An 11,649-nucleotide genomic window follows, 5' to 3' on the forward strand; every position below is an offset into this window, starting at 1 on the left:
GCGGTGCCATCGCCCGCCGGACAGTCAGTCAGGAAAACGAAGGAGCCGCGATCAGTTCGACACGGACATCGCGTCGATGTTGATGTTCGCGTCGGGCATCACGAACACACCCGACAGGCGCTTGGCGTGCGCCGACAGGTTCTGCTCGGTGACCAGCGGCACGCGCGGCAGGTCCTTGCGGATCTCGTCCTGTGCGGTCTTGTACAGCGCGGCCTTTTCCTTGTCGTCCACCGTCACGAGCGCCTTGGCGATCGCGGCGTCGACCACGTCGCTCTTGTAGAACGACATGTTGTTGAGCTTGGGCGCCCACGACTCGGAAGCGAACAGCGGACGCAGGCCCCAGTCGGCTTCACCGGTCGACGACGACCAGCCCGTGTAGTACATGCGGACCTTGGCCGTCTTCGGATCGGGCCATGCATCGACCTGCTCGGTGCGCTGGCCCACTTCGAGCGCCTGCACCTGCAGCTTGATGCCCACCTGTGCGAGCTGCTGCTGCACGAACTGGATCGTCTTCTGGCTGGTCGTGTTGTTGTAGGCGCTCCACAGCACCGACTCGAAGCCGTTCGGGTAGCCGGCTTCGGTCAGCAGCTGCTTGGCCTTCTTCACGTCGTAGGGAATGGGCGCCATCTTCTCGGCGAACTTCACGCCCTGGGGCATCACGCCTTGCGCGGGGAAGGCATAGCCGCCGAAGGCGACCTTCGACAGCGCTTCCTTGTTGATGGCGTAGCCGATGGCTTCGCGCACCTTCGGGTTGTCATACGGCTTCTGCAGCATGTTGAAAGCCAGGAAGCGCGTGATGATCGAGGGCGAGGCCACCACTTCGAGCTTGTCGCTCTTCTTCAGCAGCTCGGCCTGCTCGTAGGGAATGGGGAAGGCAAAGTCGGCTTCGCCGGTCTGCAGCATCGCGGCGCGCGTGTTGTTCTCGAGCACCGGCTTCCATTGCAGGTTGTCGACCTTCGGGTAGCCCTTCTTCCAGTAGCCGTCGAACTTCTTGGCCTTGACGGCGTCGGTCTGCTTCCACTCGACGAACTCGAAGGGGCCGGTGCCCACGGGGTGGAAAGCGATGTCCTTGTTGCCCCACTTCTTCAGCGCGGTGGGCGAGATCATGGCGGCCGAGGCGTGGGCCAGCGAGTTGATGAAGGGGCCGAAGGGCTCCTTCAGCGTGATGCGCACGGTGGTCGGGTTCACGGCCTCGACCTTGCCCACGCGGTTGAACTGGTTGTAGCGCAGGAGCTTGTTGTCCTGGTTCAGCACGCGGTCGAGCGTGACCTTCACGGCTTCGGCGTTGAAGTCGGTGCCGTCGTGGAACTTGACGCCGCTGCGCAGCTTGATGGTGTAGACCAGGCCGTCCTTGGACACGTCGTAGCTCTCGGCGAGCACGTTCTGCACCTTCAGGTCCTTGTCGAACTGGAACAGGCCTTCATAGAAGGTCTTGGTCACGGCCGTGGTGATGGTCGTGTTGGTGTTGTACGGGTCCAGCGTTTCCGGCTGGTAGCCGATGGCCAGCACCACGTCTTTGGCAGCCAGTGCCGAGCCCGAGGCGGCGAGCGCGGCCAGGCCCAGCAATGCGGATGCCCAGCGCAGGGAGGAAGAAGATTGCTTCATGGAAGAACTCCAGTCGGTTCGTGGAAAAAATGCAGGGGGCCTGCGGGTGAAAAAACGGCTCGGAATCAGAAGGCGCCGCCGATGGCGTGGCGTGCAACGAAGTGGCCCGGCGCAACCTGCACCAGCGGCGGCACGTCGGGCTCGTCGCCCACGGCGCGGATCGGGCTGGGGATCTCGCCTTCGAGCAGCGCGCGCGGCTTGTGGCGGCGCGAAGGGTCGGCCACCGGCACGGCGGCCATCAGCTTGCGTGTGTAGGGGTGCTGCGGCGCTTCGAACACGGCGCGGCGCGGGCCGATCTCGACGATCTGGCCCAGGTACATCACGGCCACGCGGTGGCTGATGCGCTCGACCACGGCCATGTCGTGCGAGATGAACAGGAACGCCACGCCCAGCTCGCGCTGCAGGTCGAGCATGAGGTTGACGATCTGCGCCTGAATGGACACGTCGAGTGCCGACACCGATTCGTCGGCCACCACCACCTTCGGGTTCAGCGCGAGCGCACGCGCGATCGCGATGCGCTGGCGCTGGCCGCCCGAGAACTCGTGCGGATAGCGCTGCGCCACCTCGGGCGGCAGGCCGACCTTCTGCAGCAGCCAGTCGACGCGCTGCTGCGCCTCGGCGCCCTTGGCGATGCCGTGGATGAGCAGCGGCTCCATGATCGAGAAGCCCACCGTCACGCGCGGATCGAGCGAAGCGAACGGGTCCTGGAAGATGAACTGGATGTTGCGGCGCAGCGCCTGCAGCTCGCGCGTGGGCAGCTCGCGGATGTTCTTGCCGCCGAACTCGATCGCGCCGCTTTGGCTCTCGACCAGGCGCAGCAGCGAGCGGCCCGTGGTCGACTTGCCGCAGCCCGATTCGCCGACCAGCGCCAGCGTCTCGCCGGGGTAGAGGTCGAAGCTGATCTTTTCCACCGCATGCACGCGGCGCTTCACGCGTCCGAAGATGCCGCTGCGCACGTCGAAGCGCGTCACGAGGTCGCGCACGCGCAGGATCGGGCCAGCGTCTTCGCGCACGGTGGTCTGCGGCGTGGTGTCGGTGCAGGGCACGGTCTCGGTGCTGTCTTCGGTGCGCAGCAGTTCGAACTTGGCCGGCAGGTCGGTGCCCTGCATGGCGCCCAGCTTGGGCACGGCCGACAGCAGCGCCCGGGTGTAGGGATGCTGCGGCGAGGCGAACACGGTGTCGGAGCTGCCGGCTTCGACCTTGTCGCCGCGGTACATCACGAGCACGCGGTCGGCAATTTCGGCCACCACGCCCATGTCGTGCGTGATGAAGAGCACGCCCATGCGCATCTCTTTCTGCAGCTCTCGGATGAGCTGAAGAATCTGCGCCTGGATCGTCACGTCGAGCGCGGTGGTGGGCTCGTCGGCAATCAGCAGCTGCGGCTTGCACGACAGCGCCATCGCGATCATCACGCGCTGGCGCATGCCGCCCGACAGCTGGTGCGGAAAGCGGTCGAGCACGTTGCGCGCTTCGGGAATGCGCACGAGTTCGAGCATGCGCAGCGCCTCGGCGCGCGCCGCCGCATTGCTCTTGCCCTGGTGGATGCGGATGGCCTCGGCGATCTGGTCGCCGGCGGTGAACACCGGGTTCAGCGAGGTCATCGGCTCCTGGAAGATCATCGCGATGTCGGCGCCGCGGATGCCACGCATCGTGCTGTCGCGCGCCTGCGCCAGGTCGAGCACCTCGCCGTTGCGCCGGCGGAAGGCCATGCTGCCGCCGAGAATGCGGCCACCGCCGTGCTCCACCAGCCGCATCAGCGCGAGCGAGGTGACCGACTTGCCCGACCCCGATTCACCCACCACCGCGAGCGTTTCGCCGTGGTCGACGTGGAAGGACAGCTTCTTGACGGCATCGACCGTGCGCTCGGAGGTCGAGAAACGCACGGTGAGGTCGTCGACGGCGAGCACGCGGCCGTCGGGCAGGTTCAGGGCAGGGGAGGACATGGCGGATGCGGGAGAAAAGTAGGGCGTGTGCGTCAGGCGAAGATGGCCGTCACTGGCGTTTCGTCGCCGCGCGCGTGGCCGCGGTACATGCCTTCGGTGTTGAAGGCCAGGCTCAGGTTGCCGTGGCGGTCGACGGCGATCAGGCCGCCGGTGCCGCCGATGGCGGGCAGCGACTCGTGCACCACGGCGTGCGTGGCCGCTTCGAGCGTGGCGCCGCCGTAGGCCATGCGCGCGCAGATGTCGTAGGCGGCTGCGACGCGGATGAACATTTCGCCGCTGCCGGTGCACGAGATGGCAGCGGTGCGGTCGTCGGCGTAGGTGCCGGAGCCGATGAGCGGTGTGTCGCCGACGCGGCCCACGCGCTTGTTGGTCATGCCGCCGGTCGAGGTGGCGGCGGCCAGGTGGCCGTGGATGTCGAGCGCCACGGCGCCGACGGTGCCGAACTTCTTGTCTTCGTCCAGCGGCGGCTTGGTCATGGCGGCGCCTTCGTGGTCGGTGACCACGCGGCCCGTGTCGCGCACGCGGTACAGCTGCTGGCGGCGCGCGTCGGTCGAGAAGAAGAAGGGCTCGACCATCTCCAAGCCGCGGTCGCGCGCGAAGGCTTCGGCTCCTGCGCCGGCCAGCAGCACGTGGGCGCCGTCCTCGAGCACGGCGCGCGCGGCGCGCACCGGGCGGCGCACGTGGCTCACGCCGGCGATGGCGCCGGCCGCGAGCGTGGCGCCGTCCATCACGGCGGCGTCGAGCTCGTGCGTTTCCTCGTGCGTGAACACCGCGCCGTAGCCGGCATTGAAGAGCGGGCAGTCTTCGAGCATCTCGACCGCCAGGCAGGTGGCGTCGAGCGCGGACATGCCCTTGAGCAATGCGGCCTGCGCGGCGCGCACGATGGCCTGCAACGCGTCGTGGTAGGCCTGCGCCTGCTCGGGGTTGGTCGTCGAGGCGCTGATGGTGCCGGCGCCGCCGTGGATGGCGATGACCGGTGTGACGTTCTTCATCGGGAAGCTTTCTTCTTTTTCTTGCCGGCGTCGGAAGCGACGGCGGCGGGGAGGGGGGGCATGGAGACTTCGCCGCGCGCATGGCCCTGGCCCAGCCCGCCGTGCAGCCACGGGCGCACCGCCTGCAGGATGCGGCCGGCCGACTGCGCCGCGCCGGGCGCGCGCAGGGCGACCGCGCTGGTCAGTGCCTCGATCAGCGCGAGCACGCTGGTCTCGCAGTTGGGGCGATAGCTGGTTTCGGTCTGGCCGTACAGCACCACGTCGGCCAGCGGCGCGATGGGCGAGCTGGGCCGGTCGGTCAGCGCGAGCACCGCGCAGCCCTGGCCGCGCGCGATCTGCGCGAGCGCCACCGTGTCGGTGAGGTAGCGCGGAAAGGTCAGGCCGATGAACAGGTCCTGCGGCCCCGCATGCATCAGCGTGCGCGCCGAGTGCGTGACGCCGCTCACGCTGGAGAGCATGCGCACGTCGCTGCAGGAGCCATCGAGCCCGTGCTGCAGCAGCCCTGCGAGCCAGGCGCTGGCGCCGAAGCCGCCGATGTAGATCGAGCGCGCCTTCAGGATGCGCTGCACCGCGGCCTCGCAGGCGGCGTAGTCCAGCGACTGGCGCGTGGCTTCGATGTTGCGGCGGCTCTCGTCGAGCGCGGTGGCGAACACCTCGGCCACCGTGGTCGGGTGCTCCAGGTTGCCACGCAGCCGCTCGACCGGCGCCACCAGCGGCTCGAAGCCGCGCACGAGCTCGGCGCGAAAGGCGGCGTAGCCGTCGAAGTCGAGCGCGCGCGCAAAACGGTTGGCCGTGGCCACCGACACGCCGGCCGCGGCGGCAAGCTCGTCGATGGGCAGCGTCGCGACCTGCAGCGGATGCCCGAGCACGAAGTCGGCCACCTGCCGGTGCGAACGCGTCAGCCGCGGCAGCGCCTGCGCAATGCGCTGGGCCACGGTGGTGCCTGGGGTGTCGACGTTGGTGCTCATGGGGCGGGCGATGCACCGGGAAGGGTGCGAGTGATGTAAATCGGTTTACAAATATATGTCAGTTATGAAAATTTTCTGTCATTCCCGAGCGATATTGCAAGTAGCGGGCCAGCCGCGAGGGGCTTTGGCGGGGGCGGCAGGGGCGTGTTTCCCTTGTGGGGCGCCGTGTTCCGGGCCGTTGGGGCGCGGTCTTCAGGGATTTCCCTGATGCTGTCGTTTCATCCCCACGGGCGGGGGATCGGGGGCTTTGGAAACGAACGAATTAACGGCGATGGCCGGGTTGCATGGCGACATTGACGGCCTTCAGGCCAGCCCTGAGTATCCCGAGCGGTGCGATTGGCACCGGGGAACGAGGAACCAAAAATGAGACAGGAATGGCTTCGCCGCGCGTGCGCGGTGATGGGCGGCTTTGTGCTGATGGCGGCCCTGTCCGCCTGCGGCGGGGGCGGGGGCGGAGGAGGTGGCGGGGGCGGGGGCGGTGTGCCGCTGATCCTGCCGCCGACGGGCACAGCGCCGGTGCAGCCGGCGCCTTCGGCCAATGGCCGGGTGGTGTCGGACACCGTGACGTCGAGCGTCAATGGCGTGCGCTACCCGATCGAGGTGTTCATTCCGGCGGCCTACGACAGCAGCAGCGACTCCGTGCCGATCATCTACGCCTTCGACGGCGACGCGACCAACGGCCTGCCCGACACGCGCTTCACCAACCTCAAGAACGTGCTGCTCAAGCGCGGCACCAAGGCCATCCTCGTGGGCATCGGCTACACCGCGCGCCGGCAGGAGGACTACAACTTTCCGGGCGCCAACGCGTACCACACCTTCCTCACGAAGGACCTGGTGCCGTTCATCGAATCGAAGTACCGCGCGGACCCGAAGAAACGCATGCTCACGGGCCTGTCGACCAGCGGCAACCTCGCGGCCACGGCGCTGTTCCTGGAGGCGCCCGACAACCTCGTGTTCTCGTACTTCATTTCCATCGAGGCGGCCTTCTGGCAGCAGGAGGCTGAGAACAACGCGCTCGAAAAGAAGATGTTCGACGCACTCGCAGGCCGGCCGCTGCCCGTCACGCTGATCCTGGCGCACTGTGCCAGCGGCTGCAACGAAGTGCCGGTGAAGGCGATGTACAAGCGGATGTCCGAACGGGGCTACGTGGGGCTGCAGCTCATCGACACGGAGTTCAACTCCACGCACGTCGGAACGGACGTGCTCGCGTTCGACGACGCGATCGTGCGGATCTTCAAGTAAGGCTTTGCGGCGAAACCGGGCAACCCGGTTCGCGCCGCGCGCTCAGTGGGCGGAAGGACTCGGCGGGTAGCCGGCCTCCGTCAACGCCGCCACCAGCGAGGGGCGGTCTTCGGTGGTGTCGATGCGCACCGTTCTTTGCTTCACATCCACTTCGAGCCTGGCCTGCGGGTCCAGGTCCTTGATGGCGCGGGTGATGCGGCCGGCGCAACTGCCGCAGGTCATCGACTGGATTTCAAACGCTTGCATGGGGTGAGTCCTTTCAAAAGAGTGACTCGCAGTGTCAAGCTTGGCATCGTGTGAAGGTCAAGCGCGTCGAACGCCAGACCCCAGGCGCGCCAAGGTCATGCGCTGTTCGCGTTTGACTCTCTCATGGTGTGAAGGTTGAGACTTCGCGCTTTGGCTCGAAGGAGAACCCTCATGGAACATCCCACGGCGCCGGCTGCTGCTGCGGCGCGCTTGTCCCTTGCCGATGTCGTTGCACGCTCCGGTGCGTCCGCGCAATTGCTGAGCGACTGCGAATCGCTCGGACTGCTCGACGACACGGCGCACGCAGGCCGCTACGATGAGCGCGCCGTGTCGACACTGCGCTTCGTGCGACGCGCACACACACTGGGTTTCGACACGCCGGAAGTCGTCGAGCTGCACGCCCTGTGGCAGGACGGCCGTCGTGCAAGCTTCGACGTGAAGCGCGTCGCGCTCGAACGCGCCGACGACCTCGCCCAGCGGATCGAAGAGCTCGCGCACATGAAGCGCCTGCTGGAGCGCCTGGCCCACTGCTGCGAAGGCGACGAGCGCCCGGAGTGTCCGATCCTCGATGAGCTGGCCGGGCTCAAGGGCTTCGCCGGCTGCGAAGCGCGGCGCGCCTGAAGCCGATCCTCAGCCCGGAATGTTCGGCTCGACCAGCTGCGCCAGCGCGACCAGCGATTCCTGCCAGCCCAGGTAGCACATCTCGACGGGAATCACCTCGGGGATGCCTTCCTGCACGACGGACATGTCCGTGCCGCACGAGACCGCGGTCAGGACCACCGTGGTCTTCATCGTGCCCGGCAGGTGGGGATCGTCGAAGCTCGCGTCGTAGGCAATGCGCTGGCCGGGCACGAGTTCCAGGTACTTGCCGCCGAACGAATGGCCGTGGCCGGTGCCGAAGTTGGTGAAGGACATGCGCCACGCGCCGCCCACCACCGGCTCCATGGTGTGGACCTTGCCGGTGAAGCCGAAGGGCGGCAGCCAGCGCTCGAAGGCGCCGGGCTCCACGAAGGCGCGGTAGAGCTTGTCGGGGGTGGTGCGCAGCACGCGGTGCAGGCGAACGGTGTTGGTGGCCATGGTTGCTTTCTCCTGATGAAGTACAGAGGACGCCCCTCTGTGATGACGTCGGATGAGCCCGCTGCGATTCGACAGGTGCAGGATCAGGAAAAACCCTGAGCCCACACCTCGCGCCTCAATCGATGAACCGCGCGACGATGTCCTGGAACGACGGCAAGTCCATCTGCGTGTGGCCGCCTTCGTAGCCCTTCAGGCTCAGCTGCAGCCCCTTGTAGTTGCGCGCGGCGATCTGGTCGCGCAGCGCGGTGATCTCCGGGCCGCCGACGTTGCTGATGGCATAGCCCAGCAGCAGGGTCACGGGAATGTCGCGCGTGCTGCTGTTGGCGTACATCTGGCTTTCGAGCGGATCGAGCTGGCCGCGCGCGCCAGCTGCGGGCGGATCGGACGCGAAGAAATGCTGGAAGGTGAACGTGCCCGCCGCGCCTTCGGTGAAGAAGGCGATGAGCGTGAAGACGCCGCCGTTCGACAGGCCCGAGAGCATGCGCCTGGCAGGGTTGGCCCGGTAGTTCGATTCGACATGCGGCACCAGCTGGGCGGTGAGGAACTCGTGGTACGCCTTGGCGCCCGGCATCAGGTAGTCGGTGTTGCGGCGCGAGGTGCCGCCGATGCCGACCACGATGGCTTTCTTGCCGGCCTTCTCGAGGATGTCGGTGAAGTTCTGGAAGCGCGTCACGCTCTGGTTGTAGACCGCGTCGCCGTCGGTGATGTAGACCGTGGGGTAGCTCGCCGTGGCGCCGTCGTAGCCGGCCGGCAGGTAGACCTGGATCGGGTAGGTCGCTTCGGTGGCGGTCGACTTCATCGAGCTGCTGACCACTCGGCCGCGCCCTGTGTCCGCGGGCGGTGGTGTCGGCGTGCCGCCGGCCGGTGGCAGCGGCAGCATGGCCACACCGCCTCCGCCGCCTCCACCACCCCCTCCGCCGCCGCAACCTGACAACCCCAGCAGCAGGGCGCAGCCCGCTGTGAACATGAGCCGGCGAAGAATCCCTCTTGTCAGCATGTGGTGTTCCTTGTTGGTGAGAACCGTGGTGGCGGAAGCCGGGGCGATCTTAGGGGGTATGGGCTGCCGCCGTCTTCTGCATGAACACACTCAACGGATCGTCCGGATAGTCCCCGAAGCGCTCGCGCCGCGCATACCCCGCGCGCGCATAGAAGGCCAGCGCCTCGGGCTGGCTCACGCCCGTCTCCAGTCGGAACATCGCACATCCGCGCGCCGTCGCTTCGCCTTCGAGAAAGCCCAGCACCTTGGCCGCGACGCCTTGCCCGCGGTTCTGCGGGCGCACGTACATGCGCTTGAGTTCGCCGTAACCGGGGTTCATGACGACGGCGCCGCAGCCGATGGCCGTGCCGGCCGCGTCGCGCGCGACGGCGAACAGCACGTGGGCGGCCGACAGCGCGGCGATGTCGATGCCGTAGTGGCTCTCGGGCGGGTACAGCGGCTTCTGGTACGCATCGAGGTCGTCGATGAGCTGGATGACGTCGGGCTGGTTCGGGTTTTCGATCGAGATCTGCATCGTTCGATCGTAGCGAGCCGAAGCACCGCAAAGCCCGACGCGCGACGGGGTTCTGCGCGGCGGCCAACAATGGCCGCGTCATTCATCTGGTTCGTGGTTCGTTCGATTCAAGGAGTAGAACTTTGGAATACCGTCATCTGGGCAAATCAGGCCTCAAGGTCCCCGTGCTGAGCTTCGGCACCGGCACCTTCGGCGGCAAGGGCGAGTTTTTCAGCGCCTGGGGCAGCACCGACGTGGCCGAGGCGCGCACGCTGATCGACATCTGCATGGACGCCGGCGTGAACATGTTCGACAGCGCCGACATCTACTCGGGCGGCGCCGCCGAATCGGTGCTGGGCGAGGCGATCAAGGGCCGGCCGCGCGACCGGCTGCTGATCTCGACCAAGGCCACCTTCCGCAGCGGCGAGGGGCCGAACGACGTGGGCTCGTCGCGCCACCACCTCGTGCAGGCGGTCGATGCGTCGCTGAAGCGGCTGGGCACCGACTACATCGACCTGTTCCAGCTGCACGGCTTCGACGCCAGCACGCCGGTCGAAGAAACGCTGTCCACGCTCGACGACCTCGTGCGCGCGGGCAAGCTGCGCTATGTGGGCGCGTCGAACTTCTCGGGCTGGCACCTGATGAAAGTCTTTGGCGGTGTCCGAGCAGCGCGGCTATGCGCGCTACGTGGCGCACCAGGCCTACTACTCGCTGGTCGGGCGCGAGTACGAGTGGGAGCTGATGCCGCTGGCGCAAGACCAGGGCGTGGGCGCCGTGGTCTGGAGCCCGCTGGGCTGGGGCCGGCTCACGGGCAAGATCCGCCGCGGCCAGCCGCTGCCCGCGAACAGCCGCCTGCACGTGACGGCCGACATGGGCCCGCCCGTGCCCGACGAGCTGCTGTACCGCGTGGTCGAGGCGCTCGAGAAAGTCGGCGCCGAGGTCGGCAAGACGGTGCCGCAGGTCGCGCTCAACTGGCTGCTGCAACGCCCGACGGTGTCCAGCGTGGTGGTCGGCGCGCGCGACGAGGCGCAGCTGCGCCAGAACCTCGGCGCGGTGGGCTGGAACCTCACGCCGGCGCAGGTGGCTGAGCTCGACGCGGCCAGCGCGACCACGCGCACCTACCCGTACTGGCACCAGCAGGGTTTCAAGGAACGCAACCCGAACCCCGTCTGACCGGGTTCAGTCGGGTGTCAGCCCCAGCACCCACTGCTTGAAGTGCTCCAGCGCCCCGGAGGCCGGCCGGCCTTCGGGGTACGCGAAGTAGTAGCCCTGGTGCACGTCCAGGTGCCGGTCCACCGGGATCACGAGTTCGCCGGTGCGCAGTTCCTGCTCGACCAGGATGCGCGGCGCCAGCCCCACGCCCATGCCCGCCGCCGCGGCGGCCACCACCATGGTGAACAGCTCGTAGCGCGGCCCGCGCGAGGCCTGCACCGTGTACTCCCACTCCTGCTGCGCGTACCAGTCGCGCCACGCATGGGCGCGCGTGCTCAGGTGCACGTGGCGACAACGCTCGAAGCCGGCTTCGTCCCACCGGGCGTGCGCGTCGCGGAACGCGGGGCTGCAGATGGGCACCATCTCGCCTTCGGAAAAGATCAGCCCGCCGCGCGTGTTCGGCCAGAACTGGTCGCCGAAGTAGATCGCCGCGTCGTAGGCGTTTTCCTGGAACGAGAAGGGCTGCGAGCGCGCCGACAGGTTCACCGTGATGTTCGGGTGCAGCCGGCTGAAATCGGGCAGCCGCGGAATGAGCCATTGCGTGGCGAAGGTCGGCACCACGGCCAGTTCGAGCACGAAGCCCATCTCGTGGCCGGCGCTGATCTCCAGCGTGTCGCGGCGGATCTGGTCGAGGTGGCGGCGGATGCGCGCGGCGTACTCGCGGCCCACGTCGGTGAGCGTGAGCCGCTTGCGCACGCGCGAGAACAGCGGCACGCCCAGGCGCTGCTCCAGCATCGCCACCTGGCGCCCGACCGCGCTTTGCGTGAGCGCCAGCTCGGTCGCCGCGCGGGTGAAGCTCCCCAGGCGCGCCGAGGCCTCGAAGGCCTGCAGCGCACCGAGGTTGGGAATGTCTTTTCTCATCGCGCTATTCTGG

At 67.7% G+C, this 11,649-nt stretch carries 11 protein-coding genes and 1 pseudogene; 3 read left to right on the forward strand and 9 right to left on the reverse strand.

The annotated features are described in order from the left end of the window. Positions 1-51: 51 nt before the first annotated feature. The 4 genes from gsiB to VHAB30_RS09000 all read right to left on the reverse strand — a co-directional run bounded on the left by gsiB (position 52) and on the right by VHAB30_RS09000 (position 5,508). Positions 52-1,605 carry a glutathione ABC transporter substrate-binding protein GsiB gene (gene gsiB / locus VHAB30_RS08985; RefSeq protein ID WP_159276734.1) on the reverse strand — a complete coding sequence of 518 codons (1,554 nt, stop codon included), beginning with the start codon at positions 1,603-1,605 and terminating at the stop codon, positions 52-54. Between the two features lie 65 nt (positions 1,606-1,670). Continuing rightward, positions 1,671-3,548, reverse strand: a complete 1,878-nt coding sequence (locus VHAB30_RS08990) for a dipeptide ABC transporter ATP-binding protein (RefSeq protein ID WP_159276736.1) — start codon at positions 3,546-3,548, stop codon at positions 1,671-1,673. Between the two features lie 32 nt (positions 3,549-3,580). Beyond that, positions 3,581-4,540, reverse strand: coding sequence for an isoaspartyl peptidase/L-asparaginase family protein (locus VHAB30_RS08995; protein WP_159276738.1), 960 nt, complete (start codon positions 4,538-4,540; stop codon positions 3,581-3,583). Further along, complete coding sequence (locus VHAB30_RS09000; protein WP_159271651.1) at positions 4,537-5,508, reverse strand: MurR/RpiR family transcriptional regulator; 972 nt, start codon at positions 5,506-5,508, stop codon at positions 4,537-4,539. Before VHAB30_RS09000 ends, VHAB30_RS08995 begins: the two co-directional genes overlap by 4 nt. A 363-nt stretch (positions 5,509-5,871) precedes the next feature. Here VHAB30_RS09000 and VHAB30_RS09005 point away from each other — a divergent pair, with 363 nt between their 5' ends. After that, positions 5,872-6,750, forward strand: a complete 879-nt coding sequence (locus tag VHAB30_RS09005; protein WP_159276740.1) for an alpha/beta hydrolase — start codon at positions 5,872-5,874, stop codon at positions 6,748-6,750. A gap of 42 nt (positions 6,751-6,792) precedes the next feature. Here VHAB30_RS09005 and VHAB30_RS09010 read toward each other — a convergent pair whose 3' ends face one another. Then, positions 6,793-6,996 (reverse strand): heavy-metal-associated domain-containing protein, encoded by a 204-nt coding sequence (locus VHAB30_RS09010; RefSeq protein WP_159276741.1) that lies wholly within the window; start codon positions 6,994-6,996, stop codon positions 6,793-6,795. Positions 6,997-7,167: 171 nt separating this feature from the next. On the opposite strand from VHAB30_RS09010, the gene VHAB30_RS09015 reads away from it, so the two are divergent. Then, entirely contained in the window at positions 7,168-7,617 is a 450-nt protein-coding gene (locus tag VHAB30_RS09015; RefSeq protein ID WP_159276743.1) for a MerR family DNA-binding protein, read from the forward strand. 9 nt (positions 7,618-7,626) lie between these two features. On the opposite strand, the gene VHAB30_RS09020 is transcribed toward VHAB30_RS09015, so the two are convergent. The 3 genes from VHAB30_RS09020 to VHAB30_RS09030 form a co-directional block, all read right to left on the reverse strand. After that, positions 7,627-8,073, reverse strand: a complete 447-nt coding sequence (locus VHAB30_RS09020) for an SRPBCC family protein (protein WP_159276745.1) — start codon at positions 8,071-8,073, stop codon at positions 7,627-7,629. A 115-nt stretch (positions 8,074-8,188) separates the two neighbouring features. After that, the gene (locus VHAB30_RS09025) at positions 8,189-8,953 is read right to left on the reverse strand and encodes an alpha/beta hydrolase (protein ID WP_159276747.1); all 765 of its coding nucleotides are present in this window, start codon (positions 8,951-8,953) and stop codon (positions 8,189-8,191) included. Between the two features lie 166 nt (positions 8,954-9,119). Then, entirely contained in the window at positions 9,120-9,584 is a 465-nt protein-coding gene (locus VHAB30_RS09030; protein WP_159276749.1) for a GNAT family N-acetyltransferase, read from the reverse strand. Between the two features lie 122 nt (positions 9,585-9,706). Between VHAB30_RS09030 and VHAB30_RS09035 the strand changes: the two are divergent. Then, a pseudogene (locus VHAB30_RS09035) lies at positions 9,707-10,736 on the forward strand (aldo/keto reductase). Between the two features lie 6 nt (positions 10,737-10,742). On the opposite strand, the gene VHAB30_RS09040 reads toward VHAB30_RS09035, so the two are convergent. After that, positions 10,743-11,636 carry a LysR substrate-binding domain-containing protein gene (locus tag VHAB30_RS09040; protein ID WP_159276751.1) on the reverse strand — a complete coding sequence of 298 codons (894 nt, stop codon included), beginning with the start codon at positions 11,634-11,636 and terminating at the stop codon, positions 10,743-10,745. Positions 11,637-11,649: the final 13 nt, after the last annotated feature.

Source organism: Variovorax boronicumulans (assembly GCF_009811375.1).
Taxonomy (GTDB): domain Bacteria; phylum Pseudomonadota; class Gammaproteobacteria; order Burkholderiales; family Burkholderiaceae_C; genus Variovorax; species Variovorax boronicumulans.

Coding starts and splice junctions, on each gene's coding strand:
- gsiB (WP_159276734.1), bottom strand. CDS start 1,605: ATGAAGCAATCTTCTTCCTCCCTGCGCTGGGCATCCGCATTGCTGGGC.
- VHAB30_RS08990 (WP_159276736.1), bottom strand. CDS start 3,548: ATGTCCTCCCCTGCCCTGAACCTGCCCGACGGCCGCGTGCTCGCCGTC.
- VHAB30_RS08995 (WP_159276738.1), bottom strand. CDS start 4,540: ATGAAGAACGTCACACCGGTCATCGCCATCCACGGCGGCGCCGGCACC.
- VHAB30_RS09000 (WP_159271651.1), bottom strand. CDS start 5,508: ATGAGCACCAACGTCGACACCCCAGGCACCACCGTGGCCCAGCGCATT.
- VHAB30_RS09005 (WP_159276740.1), top strand. CDS start 5,872: ATGAGACAGGAATGGCTTCGCCGCGCGTGCGCGGTGATGGGCGGCTTT.
- VHAB30_RS09010 (WP_159276741.1), bottom strand. CDS start 6,996: ATGCAAGCGTTTGAAATCCAGTCGATGACCTGCGGCAGTTGCGCCGGC.
- VHAB30_RS09015 (WP_159276743.1), top strand. CDS start 7,168: ATGGAACATCCCACGGCGCCGGCTGCTGCTGCGGCGCGCTTGTCCCTT.
- VHAB30_RS09020 (WP_159276745.1), bottom strand. CDS start 8,073: ATGGCCACCAACACCGTTCGCCTGCACCGCGTGCTGCGCACCACCCCC.
- VHAB30_RS09025 (WP_159276747.1), bottom strand. CDS start 8,953: ATGCTGCCGCTGCCACCGGCCGGCGGCACGCCGACACCACCGCCCGCG.
- VHAB30_RS09030 (WP_159276749.1), bottom strand. CDS start 9,584: ATGCAGATCTCGATCGAAAACCCGAACCAGCCCGACGTCATCCAGCTC.
- VHAB30_RS09040 (WP_159276751.1), bottom strand. CDS start 11,636: ATGAGAAAAGACATTCCCAACCTCGGTGCGCTGCAGGCCTTCGAGGCC.